General features: G+C 70.9%; 15 protein-coding genes. 9 read left to right on the forward strand and 6 right to left on the reverse strand.

Annotated features, from left to right (window positions below; all coding sequences use genetic code 11):
- Window positions 1-108 precede the first annotated feature (108 nt).
- The 4 genes from ACA089_RS11200 to hemF are packed head-to-tail and all read left to right on the forward strand — an operon-like array spanning window position 109 to window position 4529.
- Window positions 109-2499 (forward strand): S9 family peptidase, encoded by a 2391-nt coding sequence (locus tag ACA089_RS11200; protein ID WP_372016799.1) that lies wholly within the window; start codon window positions 109-111, stop codon window positions 2497-2499.
- Window positions 2496-2999: an NUDIX hydrolase gene (locus ACA089_RS11205; RefSeq protein ID WP_372016800.1), complete on the forward strand. Its 504-nt coding sequence runs from the start codon at window positions 2496-2498 to the stop codon at window positions 2997-2999. The genes ACA089_RS11200 and ACA089_RS11205 overlap by 4 nt, the downstream gene beginning before the upstream one ends.
- Window positions 2996-3565, forward strand: coding sequence for a hypothetical protein (locus ACA089_RS11210; RefSeq protein WP_372016802.1), 570 nt, complete (start codon window positions 2996-2998; stop codon window positions 3563-3565). The genes ACA089_RS11205 and ACA089_RS11210 overlap by 4 nt, the downstream gene beginning before the upstream one ends.
- Before the next feature lie 43 nt (window positions 3566-3608).
- Complete coding sequence (gene hemF / locus ACA089_RS11215; protein ID WP_372016804.1) at window positions 3609-4529, forward strand: oxygen-dependent coproporphyrinogen oxidase; 921 nt, start codon at window positions 3609-3611, stop codon at window positions 4527-4529.
- Window positions 4530-4903: 374 nt separating this feature from the next.
- Here hemF and polA read toward each other — a convergent pair whose 3' ends face one another.
- Window positions 4904-7711: a DNA polymerase I gene (polA, locus tag ACA089_RS11220; RefSeq protein WP_372016806.1), complete on the reverse strand. Its 2808-nt coding sequence runs from the start codon at window positions 7709-7711 to the stop codon at window positions 4904-4906.
- Between the two features lie 115 nt (window positions 7712-7826).
- On the opposite strand from polA, the gene ACA089_RS11225 reads away from it, so the two are divergent.
- The 3 genes from ACA089_RS11225 (at window position 7827) to ACA089_RS11235 (ending at window position 10513) form a co-directional block, all read left to right on the forward strand.
- Window positions 7827-8126 (forward strand): DUF2782 domain-containing protein, encoded by a 300-nt coding sequence (locus ACA089_RS11225; RefSeq protein ID WP_372016808.1) that lies wholly within the window; start codon window positions 7827-7829, stop codon window positions 8124-8126.
- The gene (locus ACA089_RS11230) at window positions 8123-8563 is read left to right on the forward strand and encodes a GNAT family N-acetyltransferase (protein ID WP_372016810.1); all 441 of its coding nucleotides are present in this window, start codon (window positions 8123-8125) and stop codon (window positions 8561-8563) included. Before ACA089_RS11225 ends, ACA089_RS11230 begins: the two co-directional genes overlap by 4 nt.
- A 99-nt stretch (window positions 8564-8662) precedes the next feature.
- On the forward strand, window positions 8663-10513 hold the full coding sequence (locus ACA089_RS11235) for an ABC transporter ATP-binding protein (protein WP_372016812.1): 1851 nt from the start codon (window positions 8663-8665) through the stop codon (window positions 10511-10513).
- Between the two features lie 6 nt (window positions 10514-10519).
- Here ACA089_RS11235 and ACA089_RS11240 read toward each other — a convergent pair whose 3' ends face one another.
- The gene (locus tag ACA089_RS11240) at window positions 10520-11815 is read right to left on the reverse strand and encodes an NTP/NDP exchange transporter (RefSeq protein ID WP_372016813.1); all 1296 of its coding nucleotides are present in this window, start codon (window positions 11813-11815) and stop codon (window positions 10520-10522) included.
- Between the two features lie 10 nt (window positions 11816-11825).
- A complete protein-coding gene (locus ACA089_RS11245; protein WP_372016815.1) occupies window positions 11826-12767 on the reverse strand; it encodes an aldo/keto reductase in 942 nt (313 codons plus the stop codon).
- A 357-nt stretch (window positions 12768-13124) separates the two neighbouring features.
- On the opposite strand from ACA089_RS11245, the gene ACA089_RS11250 reads away from it, so the two are divergent.
- Complete coding sequence (locus ACA089_RS11250; protein WP_372016817.1) at window positions 13125-13694, forward strand: manganese efflux pump MntP; 570 nt, start codon at window positions 13125-13127, stop codon at window positions 13692-13694.
- A 10-nt stretch (window positions 13695-13704) separates the two neighbouring features.
- Here the strand turns inward: ACA089_RS11250 and ACA089_RS11255 are convergent, their stop codons facing one another.
- The 3 genes from ACA089_RS11255 to ACA089_RS11265 all read right to left on the reverse strand — a co-directional run bounded on the left by ACA089_RS11255 (window position 13705) and on the right by ACA089_RS11265 (window position 17171).
- Window positions 13705-14151, reverse strand: coding sequence for a universal stress protein (locus ACA089_RS11255; RefSeq protein ID WP_372016819.1), 447 nt, complete (start codon window positions 14149-14151; stop codon window positions 13705-13707).
- A gap of 102 nt (window positions 14152-14253) precedes the next feature.
- Window positions 14254-16431, reverse strand: a complete 2178-nt coding sequence (gene uvrD, locus ACA089_RS11260) for a DNA helicase II (protein WP_372016820.1) — start codon at window positions 16429-16431, stop codon at window positions 14254-14256.
- A 113-nt stretch (window positions 16432-16544) separates the two neighbouring features.
- Window positions 16545-17171 carry a TIGR00645 family protein gene (locus tag ACA089_RS11265; RefSeq protein WP_372016822.1) on the reverse strand — a complete coding sequence of 209 codons (627 nt, stop codon included), beginning with the start codon at window positions 17169-17171 and terminating at the stop codon, window positions 16545-16547.
- Between the two features lie 103 nt (window positions 17172-17274).
- Between ACA089_RS11265 and ACA089_RS11270 the strand changes: the two genes are divergently transcribed.
- The gene (locus tag ACA089_RS11270) at window positions 17275-17961 is read left to right on the forward strand and encodes a glutathione binding-like protein (RefSeq protein WP_372016824.1); all 687 of its coding nucleotides are present in this window, start codon (window positions 17275-17277) and stop codon (window positions 17959-17961) included.
- Window positions 17962-18030: the final 69 nt, after the last annotated feature.

Here is an 18030-nt window from a genome sequence, read left to right on the forward strand (position 1 = left end):
CGCGGGCAGGCAAGCCGGCGCGCGCCCGGGTGCGCCATGACCTTCCACAGTGGCCGCCCCGGACCGGGCTGCTACCCTCACCGGCTTCGCACTCCGCCTCCGCCAGACATGACCCGATCGCTGCTGCGCGCCCTGCCCCTGCTCCTGCTGCCCCTGCCCTTGCTGGCCGCCGCCCAGGCGCCCTCGCCCGCCGCGGCTGCGGCGATGACCCTCGAACAGGCGATGGCCGATCCGGACTGGATCGGGCCGCCGGTCGAGCGCGCGTGGTGGAGCTGGGACAGCCGCGAGGCGCAGCTGCTGCTGCGGCGCGAGGGGTCCAGCATCCGCGACACCTGGCGCCAGCCGGTGGCCGGCGGGGCCCTGCACAAGGTCGGCGACGGCGAGCGCGGCGGCCTGGACGCGCCCAACCCGGCGTACGACGCGCAGCGGCGGCGGATGGCGTTCATCCGCAACGGCGACGTGTTCCTGCGCGACCTCTCCAGCGGCGCGCTGACGCAACTGACCCGCAGCGCCGCCGCCGAGTCGCAGCCGCGCTTCGCCGCCGACGGCGGCGTGACCTGGCGCGACGGCAACGACTGGTTCAAGTGGAACGCCGGTACCGGCACCATCCAGGTGGCCTCGCTCAAGGCGGAGAAGGATCCGGCCGCGCCGCCCAAGGCCGATGCGCTGCGCGAGCAGCAGCTGCGCACCCTCGACACGCTGCGCCAGGACAAGGAACGGCGCGACGCGCAGCGCGCGCAGGAGGACGCCTGGCGCAAGGCCGACCCGACCCGCGCACCGGCGCCGGCCTTCCTCGGCGACGAGGTCGAGATCGTCGACAGCAGCCTGTCGCCCGATGCGCGGCACCTGCTGGTGGTGACCCGGAAGAAGGGCGCCGACGCCGGCCGCGAAGGCAAGATGCCGACCTACGTCACCGAGTCCGGCTACGAGGAATTCGAGGACGTGCGCACCCGCGTCGGCCGCAACGATCCTCTGCCGCACGCGCTGTGGCTGGTCGATGCGCGCGACGGCAGCGTGCGCGGGCTCGCGCTCGACGCCCTGCCCGGCATCGCCACCGACCCGCTGGCGGCGATGCGGCGCGCGGCCGGCAAGGAGCCGCTGAAGGGCCACCGCGGCGTGCAGGTGACCACCAGCGGCGACAACGGCGACGGGCCGCGGATCCAGTGGAGCGGCGACGGCCGCAACGCCGCGGTGATGCTGCGCGCGATCGACAACAAGGACCGTTGGATCGCCAGCGTCGACCTCGACGGCGCGCGGCTGCAGCCGCGCCACCGGCTCACCGATCCGGCCTGGATCAACTGGAACTTCAACGACTTCGGCTGGCTGCCCGACAACCGCACGCTGTGGCTGCTGTCGGAGGAGTCGGGTTACTCGCACCTCTACACCCAGGCCGGCGACGAACGCCCGCGCCAGCGCACCTCCGGTGCGTGGGAAGCATCCTCGCCCGTGCCCACCCCCGATGGCTTCCTGTTCGTCTGCAACCGCCAGCGCCCGGGCGACTACGAGGTCTGCGCGCTGGACCTGGCCAGTGGCGCGGTGAAGGAGATCACCGCACTCGACGGCATCGAGGATTTCAGCCTGTCGCCCGACGGCCGCCAGGTGCTGGTGCGCTATTCGGGCAGCTACCTGCCGCCGCAGCTGGCGGTGGTGCCGTCAGCCGGCGGCGAGGCGCGCGTGCTGACCGACACCCGCAGCGCCGCGTTCAAGGCGCGCACCTGGATCCAGCCGCAGTACGTGCAGGTGCCGTCGAAGCACGGCGCCGGCGTGGTCTGGGGCAAGTTCTACGGACCGGAGGCCTACGAGCCGGGCCGCAAGTACCCGGTGGTGATGTTCGTGCACGGCGCCGGCTACCTGCAGAACGTCTCGGCGCGCTACCCGAACTACTTCCGCGAACAGATGTTCCACCAGCTGCTGGTCGAACGCGGCTACGTCGTGCTGGACCTGGATTACCGCGGCAGCGAGGGCTACGGCCGCGACTGGCGCACCGCGATCTACCGGCAGATGGGCCATCCGGAGCTGGAGGACTACCTGGACGGCCTGGACTGGGTCGTGGCCCACCACCAGGGCGACCGCGACCGCGCCGGCATCTACGGCGGCAGCTACGGCGGCTTCATGACCTTCATGGCGCTGTTCCGCTCGCCGGGCACGTTCAAGGCCGGCGCCGCGCTGCGCCCGGTGGTGGACTGGACCCAGTACAACCACGAGTACACCTCCAACATCCTCAACACGCCCGAGCTGGACCCGGAGGCGTACAGGAAGTCGTCGCCGATCGAATACGCGCAGGGCCTGCAGGACGAGCTGCTGATCGCCCACGGCATGATCGACGACAACGTGTTCTTCCGCGATTCGGTGGTGCTGACCCAGCGCCTGATCGAACTGCGCAAGGACGACTGGGAGATCGCGCCGTACCCGCTGGAGCGCCACGGCTTCACCCGCGCCGACTCCTGGCTGGACGAGTACAAGCGCATCCTCAAGCTGTTCGAGCGCACCCTCAGGTGAGCGCGCCCCTCGGCGACGGCGGCGACGCGGCCGGGCCCATCCGCACCGTCGCCGCGGTGATCGCCGGCGGCGACGGCCGCGTGCTGCTGGTGCGCAAGCGCGGGTCGTCCACCTTCATCCAGCCCGGCGGCAAGCGCGAGCCGGGCGAGGACGCGCTGGCCACGCTGGCGCGCGAGCTGGACGAGGAGCTGGGCGTGCGCCTGCTCCCCGGCAGCGCGCGGCGGCTGGGCGAGTTCGAGGATGCGGCGGTCAACGAACCCGGTCGCCGGGTCCGCGCCGAGGCCTTCGTGGTCGAGGTGGAGGGCGAGCCGCGGCCGGGCGCGGAGATCGCCGAGACGGCCTGGGTGGTCCCGCGCCCCCCCTACCCGGTCCCGGTCGCTCCGCTCAGCGCCGGCCATATCCTGCCGGCCCTCATGGCCGTGGCTGGCCACTCCGGGGCCGGTTCACTGCCGGTACTGGCCCCCGCACAATGGCCGCCCATCCCGCCGGGCCGCGCATGAACACCCCTCCCGCCCTTCCCGCGACAGGCTTCGTCACCGTGCTGGCACGGATCTCGCTCGTGCTGGCCGCGATCGGCCTGGCCTGGGCGCTGGCACAGATGGCCGGCGCCCTGCTGCTCTCCGACGATGCCGTCGCCTACCTCGCCGCCCGGCCGGAGGTACCGGCGTCCGTGCTCTGGCTGCTGGAGCACCGCCACGCCCTGTCCCTCGCCGTGCTGGTGCTCTCGGCGCTGTTCCTGGCGGTGTCGTGGGGACTGCTGCGGCGCCGGGAGTGGGCCCGGGTGGCGTTCGTGGCCCTGCTGCTGGCCAGTGCGGCCGCCAATTTCGGCGGCGTCGCGCTGGTCGGGCCGTTCTTCGACGGCCTCGTCGGCATGTATCCGCCCGAATTCCTCGACACCCCCGAAGGCCGCCAGTTCGCGGCGCAGATGCGCTTCAACCGCCTTTCGATGCTGGTCACCAGCGTGGCCGGGGCGGTGGTGTTCGCCGGGTTGCACGGCTGGCTGGCATGGAAGCTCGGCACCGCAGCGGTGCGCGCGGAATTCGGCGCCCGTCGCGGCGCGGGTTGATCGCGATCAAGGGCGGCCCGGGCACGCCGGCTAGAATGCCGGCATGGACCCGAACTTCGATGCCGTACGGCACTACCTGACCGACCTGCAGGACCGCATCTGCGCCGCGATCGAGGGCGTCGACGGCCAGGCCCGCTTCATCGAAGACGCCTGGGTCCGCGCACCGGAGACCGATGGCGCCCATTCAGGCGGCGGGCGCACCCGGGTGCTGCGCGAGGGCGCGGTGTTCGAGCAGGCCGGCATCGGCTTCTCCGATGTCTCCGGCAGCCGCCTGCCGCCTTCCGCCAGCGCCGCCCGGCCGGAGCTGGCCGGCGCATCCTGGCGCGCGACCGGCGTATCGCTGGTGTTCCACCCGCGCAATCCCTACCTGCCCACCACCCATGCCAACGTCCGCCACTTCCGCGCCGAGCGCGATGGCGAAACGGTGGCCTGGTGGTTCGGCGGCGGCTTCGACCTCACCCCGTTCTACCCGTTCGACGAAGACGTCATCCATTGGCACCGCACCGCCCGCGCGCTGTGCGAGCCCTACGGCGCCGACCGCTACGCCGCCCACAAGCGCTGGTGCGACGAATACTTCTTCCTGCGCCACCGCAACGAGACCCGCGGCGTCGGGGGACTGTTCTTCGACGACCTGCATGGCGACTTCACCCGCGACTTCGGCTACCTGCGCGCGGTCGGCGACGGTTTCCTCGCCGCCTACCTGCCGATCGTGGAACGGCGCAAGGACACGCCGTACGGCGAACGCGAGCGCGAGTTCCAGCAGTACCGCCGGGGCCGCTACGTCGAGTTCAACCTGGTCTACGACCGCGGCACCCTGTTCGGCCTGCAGAGCGGCGGCCGCACCGAATCCATCCTGATGAGCCTGCCGCCGCGGGTGCGCTGGGAGTACGGCTGGCAACCCGAACCCGGCAGCGCCGAGGCGCGCCTGCAGGACTACCTGGTTCCGCGCGACTGGCTGGCCTGACCCGGCCGGCGACGCCCTCGCCCTTGTAACGCCGGCCCCGCATTCAGCAAGTGGGCGCGGGCGCTTCGCCCGATGGCACCCGGCCAAATAAAAAGCCCCGCCGACCAGGGGGAGGTCGACGGGGCTGGGAACGGAGACTTGGGGAGGAGCCCCGTTCCGGGTAGATCTGCTCCAGGGGAAGGGAGAGATCCGCGACAGGCGTTGCACCTGTCGAGGGCTATAACACCATCCCGTACATTGATGGTTCGTGAAGAATCCGGTTAAGAAAATGCTGGATTTAGGACGGATTCATTCCGTTCGCATGGAACGCGATGTAACAAAGCGCACGACGGCGCGCGACCCGGCGGAAGTTGCTGATTCCAGACGTTTCCGGATCAGTGCGCCTCGTCCCAGTTGCCACCGGTTCCGCTGTCGACCACCAATGGGACGCTCAGTTGCGCCGCCGATGCCATCAGGCGGCCGGCTTCCTCCACCAGGGTGGGCACGAAGGCCTCGTCGGCCTCGAACACCAGTTCGTCGTGCACCTGCAGGATCATCATCGCCGGGCTTTCGCCGGTAGCGGTGCGCAACCCGGACAGCCAGCCGTCCACGGCGATCATCGCGCGCTTGATGATGTCCGCCGCCGTGCCCTGCATCGGCGCGTTGATCGCCGCGCGCTCGGCGCCGGCACGCTGGGCCTGGTTGCCGGCGTGGATGTACTCCAGATAGAGGCGCCGGCCGAACACCGTCTCGACGAAGCCCTGGCCGCGGGCCTGTTCGCGGGTGCGCTCCATGTAGTCGCGCACGCCCGGGTAGCGGCTGAAGTAGAGCGCGATGTAGTCCTGGGCCTCGCCGCGACCGATGCCGAGCTGGCGGGCCAGGCCGAACGCGCTCATCCCGTACATCAGGCCGAAGTTGATCGCCTTGGCGGCGCGACGCTCGTTGGCGGTGACTTCGTCGAGCGGACGGCCGAACACCTCGGCCGCCGTCGCGCGGTGCACGTCGGCGCCTGATTCGAACGCGCGCACCAGGCCCGGGTCCTGCGACAGGTGGGCCATGATCCGCAGTTCGATCTGCGAGTAGTCGCATGCCACCAGCCTGCGCCCGGGCGGCGCGACGAAGGCGCGGCGGATGCGGCGGCCGTCCTCCGTGCGGATCGGGATGTTCTGCAGGTTCGGGTCGGAGGACGACAGCCGCCCGGTGGCGGCGCCGGCCTGGTGGTAGCTGGTATGCACCCGGCCGGTGTCCGGGTTGACCATCTCCGGCAGCTTGTCGGTGTAGGTGCTGCGCAGCTTGGCCAGGCCGCGGTAGTCGAGGATCACCCGCGGCAGCTCGTGCTGGTCGGCGATCGCCTCCAGCGCCTCCTCGTTGGTGGACGGCTGGCCCTTGGGCGTCTTCACCAGCGCCGGCAGCTTGAGCTCCTCGAACAGCAACGCGCACAGCTGCTTGGGCGAGTCCAGGTTGAACGGCCGGCCGGCCAGCTCGGTCGCGCGCTGCTGCGCGGCCAGCATGCGCCGCGACAGGTCCGCGCTCTGCCGGCGCAGTTCGTCCACGTCGACCCTGACGCCGTTGGCCTCGATCCGTTCGAGCACCTGCACCAGCGGCATTTCGATGTCGCGGTACACGCGATCCAGCGCGGGCTCGGCGGCCAGGCGCGGCGACAGGACGCGGTGCAGGCGCAAGGTGATGTCCGCATCCTCGGCCGCATAGCGGGTGGCGTCCTCGAGCGAGCACTGCGAGAACGGGATCTGCTTGGCGCCCTTGCCGCACACGTCCTCGTACTTGACCGTCTCGTACCCGAGGTGGCGCCGCGCCTGGCTGTCCATGTCGTGGCGCGCGTTGCCCGAATCGAGCACGAAGCTCTCCAGCAGGGTGTCGTCGGCGTATCCCGCCAGTTCCACTCCATGCCGGCGCAGCACGTGCAGGTCGTACTTGCCGTGCTGGCCGAGCTTGCGCACGGCCGGGTCCGCCAGCAGCGGACGCAGCAGGTCCAGCGCGACCGTGCGGTCGAGCTGTTCGGGAACCCCCGGGTAGGCGTGGCCCAGCGGCACGTAGGCGGCCTGCCCGGGCACCGCGGCGAAACTCACGCCGACCAGGCTGGCGCGCATCGGATCGAGGCTGTCGGTCTCGGTGTCGAAGGCGAACTGGCCGGCCTGGCGCAGGTCGGCGATCCAGGCCTGCAGGCGTTCGATGGTCGTCACCGTCTCGTAGGTGCCGGGCGCCGCCAGTGCCGGGTCCAGGCCCGCGGCGGCAGTGGCCGCCGGCGCGGCGAAGCCGCCGTTGCGGGCGCGGCCGGGTTCCTTCTCGGCGACGGGCAGCGACGGGCCGCCGCCGATGGCGCCGCCTTCCAGCTCCTTCAACGCCTGGTTGAAGCCGTAACGCGCGTACAGCGCCCGCAGCGCGTCGACCTGCGGCTCGCGCAGGCGCAGCGACGCCGGGGCCTGTTCGAGCGCCACGTCGGTGCGGATCGTGACCAGTTCGCGGTTCAGCGGCAGCCGCCCGAGCGCGGCACGCAGGTTGTCGCCGATCTTGCCCTTGACCTGCGCCGCGTTGGCGATGACGCCATCGAGGCTGCCGTATTCGGCCAGCCACTTGGCCGCGGTCTTCGGGCCGCACTTCTCCACGCCCGGCACGTTGTCGATGGCGTCGCCCATCAGCGCCAGCAGGTCGACGATCTGGCCGGCGTGGACCCCGAACTTGTCCATCACCGCCACGTCCGAATCCATCCGGCTGCCGCTCATCGTGTTGACCAGCGCGATCGAACCGGCGCCCGGCCCGGGCGCGCGCACCAGCTGGGCGAAGTCCTTGTCGCCGGTGGAGATGGTGACCTCCATGCCGTCGCCGGCGCCCTGCACGGCCAGCGTGCCGATCACGTCGTCGGCTTCCACGCCGTCGATGCGCAGGATGTCGATGCCCAGCGCGTGCACGATCTCGCACATCGGCTGCACCTGCGCGCGCAGGTCGTCGGGCATCGGCGGGCGGTTGGCCTTGTAGGCCGGATACAGGTCGTCGCGGAAGGTCTTGCCCGGCGCGTCGACGACGAAGGCGATGTAGTCGGGACGTTCCTTCAGCGTCGCGCGCAGCATGTTGACCACGCCGAACATCGCGCCGGTCGGCTCGCCCGCGGTGTTCGTCAGCGGCGGCAGCGCATGGAAGGCGCGATAGAGGTAGCTGGATCCGTCGATCAGGACTAGGCGTGTCATGCGGCCATTCTACTGGCCGGCCGGCGCACCCGCCGGCCGGCCGGCGGGGCGGCGCACGCGCCGCCTGCACGCGGGGCTGACGCATAATGCGTGCCTGCCCCGAGGAGACGCCGCCATGCGCAAGCCGCCTGTCACCGCCCCGCTGCTGGCCTCGCTGCTCGTCGCCGCCGGCCTCTCCGGCTGCGCCAGCGGCGGGGCGCCGGTCGACGTCAGCGGCGCCGACGTCGCCGTCCGCGACCTCGGCAACGGCGATACGCTCGAGGAGTACCGCGTGGCCGGCCAGCTGCGCATGGTCAAGATCACGCCCGCGCGCGGCGCGCCCTACTACCTGTACGACCGCGACGGCGACGGCGCGCTCGACCGCGACCAGGCCGACGACCTCCCGCAGACCTACTGGAAGCTGTTCTCGTGGTGAGTGCGGCCCCCGTCGACATCCGCCCGGCGGTCGACGCGGCGGCGCTGCGGGCGGCGTGGCCGGTGGTATCGCAGCTGCGCCCGCACCTGGACGCGGATGCGTTCGTGGCCCAGGCGCTGCGCCAGCAGGCCGAGGGCTGGCACGCGACCGTGCTCCATGCCGGGGGCGTCCCGCGCGCCTTCGCCGGCTGGCGACTGCAGGAAATGCTCGCCCACGGACGGTTCATGTACGTGGACGACCTGGTCACCGACGCGGCGGCGCGCAGCGGCGGCCATGGGCGGATGCTGCTGGACTGGCTGAAGGACGAGGCGCGACGCCAGGGCTGCACTAGCCTGCAACTCGACTCGGGCACCCAGCGCATCGACGCACACGCGTTCTACCTGCGCGAGCGGCTGCGGATCGTGTCGTTCCACTTCACGGCCGACCTCGGCGCCTGAACCGCTGAATCCCGCCGGCGTGCGTGCCGGCGCGGCGTGATTGCACGACAATGGCCCACCGCACGGATGCCGGTCCGTGCCATGGACAGGATTTCCACGATGTTGCGCTGGTTCGAAACCCGGCTGGACCCGTATCCGGCCGCCCCCGCCACCCAACCGCCGCGCTCGCTGTACGCGTTCTGCCGCCACTACACCCGCGGCACCGAACCCTGGCTGGTGCTGATGGCGCTGCTGACCACGGCCATCGCGGTGACCGAGGTGGCGCTGTACGCGTTCACAGGCTCGATCGTCGACCGGCTCTCCAGCCACACCCCGGCCACCTTCCTGCAGGAAGAGGGCTGGAACTTCGTGCTGATGGGCCTGGTGGTGCTGGTGGTGATGCCGGCGCTGAACCTGCTCAGCGCGATGGTCATCCACCAGACCCTGCTCGGCAACTTCCCGATGCGGATCCGCTGGCGGGTGCACCGCTACCTGCTGCGGCAGTCGATGGGCTACTTCCAGGACGAGTTCGCCGGGCGCATCGCCACCAAGCTGATGCAGACCTCGCTGGCGGTGCGCGAGACGGTGATCAAGCTGCTGGACGTGGGCAACTACGTCATCGTCTATTTCGGCGGCGCGCTGATCGTGGCGGCCTCGGCCGACTGGCGGCTGATGCTGCCGTTCGCGGCGTGGCTGGTGGCCTACGCCATCCTGCTGCGCTATGCCATCCCGCGCCTGAACAAGGTCGCCCAGGAACAGGCCGACGCGCGCTCGACCATGACCGGGCGGATCGTCGACAGCTACACCAACATCGCCACGGTCAAGCTGTTCTCGCATTCGCACCGCGAGGAGGACTACGCGCGCGAGTCGATGGGCGAGTTCCTCGGCACCGTGCACCGGCAGATGCGCCTGGCCACGATCGTCAACGTCAGCAACGACACCCTGAACATGCTGCTGCTGTTCGCGGTGGCGGCCACCGGCATCACCCTGTGGATGGACGACGCGGTGAGCGTCGGCGCGATCGCGGTGGCGATCGCCTTCGTGCTGCGGCTGATGGGCATGTCGCAGTGGATCATGTGGGAGATGTCGGCGCTGTTCGAGAACATCGGCACGGTGCAGGACGGGATCAACTCGATCGCACTGCCGGCCACCGTCGACGACGCGCCGGACGCGAAGGACATCGGCGTGGTCCGCGGGGACATCCGGTTCGACCACGTGACCTTCCACTACGGCAAGCAGGGCGGCGTGATCGAGGGCCTGGACCTGCACGTGCGCCCCGGCGAGAAGGTCGGCCTGGTCGGCCGCTCCGGCGCCGGCAAGTCCACCCTGGTCAACCTGCTGCTGCGCTTCTACGACCGCGAGGGCGGTGCGATCCGGATCGACGGCACCGATATCGCCACGGTCACCCAGGATTCGCTGCGCGCCTCGATCGGCGTGGTCACCCAGGACACCTCGCTGCTGCACCGCTCCGTCCGCGACAACATCCTGTACGGACGGCCCGACGCCAGCGAGGCCGAACTGGTCGACGCTGCGCGCCAGGCCAATGCCGACGGCTTCATCCAGGAGCTGGTCGACGCCAAGGGCCGGCGCGGCTACGACGCCCAGGTCGGCGAGCGCGGGGTGAAGCTGTCCGGCGGCCAGCGCCAGCGCATCGCCATCGCCCGCGTGCTGCTGAAGAACGCGCCGATCCTGGTGCTGGACGAGGCCACCTCGGCGCTGGACTCGGAAGTGGAAGCGGTGATCCAGGAGAACCTGTACCGGCTGATGCAGGGCAAGACGGTGATCGCGATCGCCCACCGCCTGTCCACCATCGCGGCGATGGACCGGCTCGTGGTGATGGACCAGGGCCGGATCGTCGAGCAGGGCACGCACGAGCAGCTGCTTGCCCATGGCGGCCTGTATGCGCAGCTGTGGCAACGCCAGTCCGGCGGCTTCCTGGAGCTGGAGGCGGAGGCCGAGGCCTCCGACTGAGCCGGCTCATCGCGGCGACGGCAGCTCCCGTCGCCGCTGCGCGCGCCCCAGCGCCAGCCCGGTGCCCGCCCAGGCCAGCGCGATGCCCGCACCGATGAACATCGCCAGCGACGGGTGTTCGCCCAGCAGGTCGAGCAGCCGCTTGACCCATCCGCTGAGCGCATCGCCACCGCGGTAGACCACGGTGTCGATGAAGTTCTTGGCCTTGTACTTCTGTTCGGCCGGCACGACGGTGTAGAGCATCTCGCGGCCCGGGCGCACGAAGGCGTACTCGCCGGCGCGGCGCGCGACCATCACCACGACGAACACCGCGAACACCGGCGCCAGCGCCAGCCACAGGAAGCCGGCCGCCATCACCAGCGGCACGCCGACCAGCAGCACGCCCACGCCCAGCCTCTGCGCGATGCGGCCGGTGACGAACAGCTGGGTGAGGATCGCCAGCGCCTGGACCACGGTGTCGATCAGGCCGAAGACCTGGGTCTGCCGTTCGCGGTCGGGGAACAGTTCGGCGACGAAGCGCGCCTGTTCGAAGTAGAGGAACGTGGTCACGGTGGCCAGCAACACCACGAACAGGGCGATGCCGAGCAGGAACGGCGAGCGGAACACGGCGGTGGCACCGGCGAACGGATTGCCGCCAAGCGGCTGCCGGCGCTGCACCGGCGCCTGGTCGCCCTCGAACGGATGCCGGTCGCGCCAGCGATGCAGCCACAGCGCCATCGCCGAGCTGGCGGCGATGAACAGCGACGAGAGCACGAGCAGGCCGCCGTGGCCCAGCGCCACCACCAGCAGCGTCGCCAGCAACGGCCCGAGCAGGCCGCCGGCGCTGGCACCGGCGGCGATCAGCGCGAACAGGCGCCGGGCCTCGGCGCTGGCGAACACGTCGGCCAGCACGCTCCAGGCCAGCGAGATCAGCAGCAGGTTGATCACCGAGACCCAGATGTAGAACGCCCGCCCCGCCCAGACGTTTTCCGGTTGCACGGCCAGGCTCGCGGCGAAGCCGAGCAGGCTGGCCACCACCAGCCCGAACACCCAGGGCACGATCGTCCGGCGCGGCACCTTCGAGGCGATCCAGCCGTACAGCGGCAGCACCGCCAGGGTCACGACGAAGGTACCGGTGAACAGCCATTGCAGGTTGTCCACGCCGCCGGCCACGCCCATGGTCTCGCGCACCGGCCGCAGCATGAAGTAGCCCGTGAACAGCAGGAAGAACATCGCCAGGCCGGCGGCGACCGCCGGCGCTTCGTGCGGGCGCACGCCGAACAGGCGCGACAGCCACGGCGTGGCGGGGGGCGTTGTGCTCATCCGGCGGGCCTCAGGCGGTGAACTTCGCCACCAGTTCCTGCTGCCGGGCCTGGCTCAGCAGCGGCCCGCGGCCGGCCTTGAGCTGGTCGAGCTGGCGCTCGGGCTTGCCGGTCGCCGGGATCACCACCGTCACCGCCGGGTGGCTGATCGCGAACTTCAGGAACATCTGCGCCCACGACGTCACCCCGGCCTCGGCCGCCCATGCGGGCAACGGCACGTCCTTGACCCTGGCGAACAGCTTGCCGTCGTCGAACGCGCGGTTGACGATCACCGCCACGCCCCTGTCCTGCGCCAGCGGCAGCACCGTCTTCGCCGCGCCGGTCGAGTTGACCGAGTAGTGGATCTGGATGAAGTCCAGCTTCTCGCCGCGCAGGATGCGCTCGAGTTCCGGCAGGCCGGCATCGGTGTAGTGGGTGACGCCCACGTACTTCGTCCTGCCCTGCGCCTTGAGCTCGCGCGCATAGGCCAGCTGGCGCTGCCAGTCGCGCAGGTTGTGGACCTGCAGCAGCTCGACCTTGTCGGTGCGCAGCCGGCGCAACGAGTCGGCCCATTGCGCCTCGGCGGCCTCGCGGCTGTCGGCGGCGATCTTGGTGGCGATGAACGCCTGCTTGCGCCAGCCGCCGTCGGCGAGCAGGCGGCCGACGACCTCGTCGGAACGGCCGTAGTTGGGCGACGTGTCGATCAGCCGGCCGCCGCCCTCGAAGAAGGCCTTCACCACCTGCTGCAGCTGCGCGTACTCGGGCGAGTCGAGGGCGACGTCGTAGCTGCCGGAGGTGCCGGCGCCGATCACCGGCAGCTTCTCGCCGCTCGAGGGAATCACCCGGGTCAGCATCGGGCCGGCCGCGGGCGTGGCGGCGAACAGGCGGGCCGGGCCGGCCATCGCGGCGAAGCCGGCGACGGCGGACGTGGCGAGCGCGGAATCGAGGAAACGGCGGCGCGAAGGCGAGTGCATGGCGTGACTCCCTGGCTGGCGGCGTGGTGTGGCCGGAAGCCCGATCCTAGCGCCCCGCCGCCTGCCCGCATGTGCACATCGGCACGGGCCGGGCGGCGGGCCCTCGCCGGCGGCGGCGACGGCCGGCCTGGGCGCGCGTGGTATCCTGCGCATCCCTCCTTGGGGAGTAGCCTGCTCGCGCTTCCTGCGCGCAGCGCCCTCGTCAACATACTCGGCCCGTTGCGGCCGTGGCGTGGGCAACCCGTGGTCCGGACGCGTCGCCGTCCGCGCCACCGGACTGGCGAGACCAACGGCCTGCCGGCGCGTCCGTGGTTGGACGCCGGCCGGCCGTGTCCGCCTTCCAGCCCGGGATGTTCCATGAACCTGCTTTCGATGCTGCTGATCGGCGTGGCGATGTCGACCGACGCCTTCGCCGCCGCGGTCGGCAAGGGCGCGGCGATGCAGCGCCCGCGTTTCCCCCAGGCGCTGCGCGCCGGCCTGATCTTCGGCGCGATCGAGGCCGTCACCCCCGTCATCGGCTGGCTGCTCGGCCACGCGGCCTCGCGCTACATCAGCGCATGGGACCACTGGATCGCGTTCGGCCTGCTCGGGCTGCTCGGCCTGCACATGATCTGGAACGGGCTCAAGCCGGAGGACGGCGATGCGGACGCGAGCCGCCACCACGGCTTCTGGAGCCTGGCCGCCACCGGGCTGGGCACCAGCATCGACGCGATGGCGGTCGGGGTGAGCCTGGCCTTCCTGGACGCGCCGATCGCGCTGGTCGCCGCGGTGATCGGCCTGTGCACCCTGGCCATGGTCACCACCGGCATCATGCTGGGTCGCGTGCTCGGCGCCCTGGCCGGCAAGCGCGCGGAGATCGTCGGCGGCGTGATCATGATCGTGATCGGCAGCGTGATCCTGCACGAGCACCTGATCGGCGCGGCCTGACCGCGGGCGTTCAGCGCACGACCAGCACCGGCACGCCGCAGTTCGCCAACACCGCCTGGGCCTGGCTGCCGAGCAGCACCCGCCCCAGGCCGCGGCGGCCATGCGAGGCCATCACCACCAGGCCCGCGCCGTGCTCGGCCGCGGCCTTCACGATCGCATCGGAGGGGAAGCCGTCGGGCACGTGCACGGTGCGGCAGGCGACGCCGAGGTCCGCTGCCCGCGCCGCCGCGTCCGCGAGGATCCGCTGTGCCGAGTCGGCGCAGCCCTCACGGTAGTCGCGATGCATGTCCGGGTCCGCGGACAGCGCCAGCGCGTCGTCGAACGCCGGCATCCACGGCTCGGTCACCGTGACCACGACCGCGGGAACCTGCAGCGCTGCGGCCAGCTCGAGCCCGTGCCGCAAGCCCTTGCCCGCGAGCTCCGAGCCGTCGGTGGCGATGAGGATGCTCGTGTACATGCGCGGCTCCGGCCATGGGACACCCGCATTGCACACCCGCCGCCGCCCGCAGGCAACCTGGATCGCCGCGGGCGGCCGCTTTCCGGCCCATGCGGGCCGTCGTCAGAGCGGCTGCAGGTTGGCGAAGGCCAACACCAGCCATTTGCTGCCGGCGTCGTCGAAGTTGACCTGCACGCGCGCATGCGCGCCACTGCCCTCGTAGTCGGTGACCACGCCGCGGCCGAAGCTGGCATGCATCACGCCCTGGCCGAGCTTGAGCGACGGCGTCTCCAGCACCGGATGGGCGACGCGCGGCGCGGCGGCCATCGGCCGGGCCACCTGGACGCGCGGACGGACCTCGTTGAGCAGGTGCCCGGGGATCTCGCGCAGGAAGCGCGAGGGCATGCCGTACATGTCCATGCCGTGGATGCGCCGGCTCTCGGCGTAGGTCATCACCAGCTTCTGCCGCGCGCGGGTGATGCCGACGTAGGCCAGCCGCCGCTCCTCCTCCAGCCGCCCGCTTTCCTCCAGCGACTTGCTGCTCGGGAACACGCCCTCCTCCACGCCGGCCAGGAACACCAGCGGAAACTCCAGGCCCTTGGCCGAGTGCAGCGTCATCAACTGGACGCCGTCCTCGTCGGCCTGGGCCTGGCCTTCGCCGGCCTCCAGCGCCGCATAGGACAGGAACGCGACCAGCTCGCTCATGCTCTCCTGGTCGTCGTCGAGCTCGGCGCGCGAGAAGCGCGAGGCGACCGAGACCAGTTCGTCCAGGTTCTCCAGCCGGGACTCGGCATCGAGCTGGCCGCGCGCCTCGCTGGCCCAGTGCTCGCGCAGGCCCGACCGCCCCAGCACGTGGTCCACGCGGTCCTTCAGCGCCAGGTCGGTGGTCTCCGCGTCCAGCGCCTCGACCAGGTTGAGGAACCCGGCCACGGCATTGCGCGCGCGCGCGGCCAGCGCATTCTCGGACACCAGCGCGGTGGCCGCCTGCCACAGCGAGACCGCCGAGTCGCGCGCGCGGCGGCGCACTTCGTCCAGGGTGCGGTCGCCGATCCCGCGTGCCGGCGTGTTCACGGTGCGCTCGAACGCGGCGTCGTCGGCCCGGTTGGCGACCAGGCGCAGGTAGGCCAGGGTGTCCTTGATCTCGGCGCGCTCGAAGAAACGCATGCCGCCGTACACGCGGTACGGCACCTGCTCGGCCAGCAGCACCTCTTCCAGCGCGCGCGATTGCGCGTTGCTGCGGTAGAGCACGGCCGCCTCGCGCCAGCTGCCACCATCGCGCACCCACTGGCGGATGCGCTCGACCACGAAGCGGGCCTCGTCCATCTCGTTGTAGGCCGCGTACACGTCCACCGGCTCGCCCTCGCCGCTGTCGGTCCACAGCTGCTTGCCGATGCGGTCGGGGTTGTGCGAGATCACCGCGTTGGCGGCGTTGAGGATGTTGGCGCTGGAGCGGTAGTTCTGCTCCAGGCGGATGGTCTTCGCCCCGGGGAAGTCGCGCAGGAACTGCTGCACGTTCTCGACCTTGGCCCCGCGCCAGCCGTAGATGGCCTGGTCGTCGTCGCCGACCACGAACACCCGCCCCGAGTCGCCGGCCAGCACGCGCACGAACGCGTACTGGATCGCGTTGGTGTCCTGGAACTCGTCGATCAGCAGGTCGCGGAAGCGGGCGCGGTAGTGGCCGAGCAGCGCCGGGTTGTCGCGCAGCAGCTCGTGGGCACGCAGCAGCAGCTCGGCGAAGTCGACCAGGCCGGCGCGGTCGCAGCGCTCCTGGTAGAGCTCGTAGGCGCGGCGCATCGATTCGGCCCACGGGTCGTTCACCGCCTGGATGTGCTGCGGGCGCCGGCCCTCGTCCTTCTGCGCGTTGATCCACCAGGCGATCTGCCGTGGCGGGAAACGGCCCTCGTCCAGTTCCAGCTGCTGGACCACGCGCTTGACCAGGCGCAGCTGGTCGTCGCTGTCCAGCACCTGGAAGGACTCGGGCAGGCGCGCCTCGCTCCAGTGCAGGCGCAGCAGGCGGTGGGCGATGCCGTGGAAGGTGCCGATCCACATGCCGCGCGCGCCATGCCGCAGCTGCGCGTCGGCGCGCGCGCGCATCTCCCCGGCGGCCTTGTTGGTGAAGGTGACCGCGAGGATCCCGTGCGCCGGCACGCCCTGGACCTCGTTGAGCCAGGCGATGCGGTGGGTCAGGACCCGGGTCTTGCCCGACCCGGCGCCGGCCAGGACCAGGTAATGGCCCGGCGGGGCGGAGACGGCTTCGCGCTGGGCGGGATTGAGGTCGTCGAGCAGGTGGGAGACATCCATCCCGCCATTTTACGCGGTGGCGCGGGCGCTTCCCTGAAGCCGACGACCCCATGGGGCGTCCGACCCGGCCGGGCGCGGCTCCGCGGGCGCTTCCCTGCGGAGCCGATCCGGGATCAGTGGTGCGCTTCGTGCTCGCGCTTGGCGCTGACGTTGGCCATCAGCTTGTCGGTCCAGGCAATACCGATAGCCGAGAGGATGAACACGCAGTGGATGATGGTCTGCCAGAGCACGCCGTCGGTGGTCAGCGTGCTGCAGCGGGTCGCGCCGATGTTGGCCGCAGCGGATGCCAGCAACTCCGGCGGGCAGAAGGGCAGGCCGTTCAGGGTGCCCGCGGCAATGAAGGTCTTGAGCAGGTGGATCGAGGAGATGCCGATGATCGCCATTGCCAGCTTGACCTTGAGTACCGAGGCGTTCACGTGGCTCAACCACTCGGGCTGGTCCGGATGGCCTTCCAGGCGCAGGCGCGAGACGAAGGTTTCATAGCCGCCGACGATCACCATGACCAGCAGGTTGGAGATCATCACCACGTCGATCAGCCCCAGTACGATCAGCATGATCTGCTGCTCGCCCAGTCCCACGGCCTCGTGGATCAGGTGCCACAGCTCCTTGCCGAACAGGAACACGTACACGCCCTGGGCCAGGATGAGGCCCAGGTACAGCGGCAGCTGCAGCCAGCGCGAGGCGAAGATCAGAGTGGACAGCGGGCTCAGGCGCGGCGCGCCGGTGGTCGGCTGGGTCATGGAATGGTGCGTTGCAGGAGGGAGGCCGCAGCGTAGCGGCCGCGGCCACGGCTGCCAAGCGCGGCCGGCTTACACTCGCAGGCCCGCCTGAAGGATGCGCGTCATGATCGACCTGTACTACTGGCCGACCCCGAACGGCCACAAGATCACCCTGTTCCTCGAGGAATCCGGGCTGCCCTACACGATCAAGCCGGTGAACATCGGCAAGGGCGACCAGTTCCAGCCGGACTTCCTGGCGTTCTCGCCGAACAACAAGATGCCGGCGATCATCGACCATGCCCCCAACGACCTGGGCGAGCCGATCAGCGTGTTCGAGTCCGGCGCGATCCTGGTCTACCTGGCCAACAAGACCGGCCGCTTCTTCGGCGGAGACGTGCGGCAGAAGGTCGAGGTCAACCAGTGGCTGATGTGGCAGATGGCCGGACTGGGGCCGATGACCGGACAGTACGGGCACTTCAACGTCTACGCGCCGGAAAAGATCGACTATGCGATCGACCGCTACACGCGCGAGGTGCAGCGCCTGCTCGGCGTGCTCGACCGCCGCCTGGCCGGCCGCGCGTTCATCGCCGGCGACGAGTACACCATCGCGGACATGGCCGCCTATCCGTGGATCAACCCCTACGCCAAGGCGCCGCTGGACCTGGAGCCCTACCCGGAACTGCGCCGCTGGCAGGCCGCCATCGCCGCGCGGCCGGCCACGCAGCGTGCCTATGCGCTGACCGCCCAGGTCAATCCGGACGCGGGCAAGCCGTTGACGGACGAGGAACGCAAGCAGCTGTTCGGTCGCTGACGGCGATCCGTCCCACGACCCGGGAGGCCGGGCTGCGGGGCGTGGGCGCCAACGAAAGCACCGGCCGCA

This window comes from Pseudoxanthomonas fibrivorans (genome assembly GCF_041464125.1).
Classification (GTDB): Bacteria; Pseudomonadota; Gammaproteobacteria; order Xanthomonadales; family Xanthomonadaceae; genus Pseudoxanthomonas.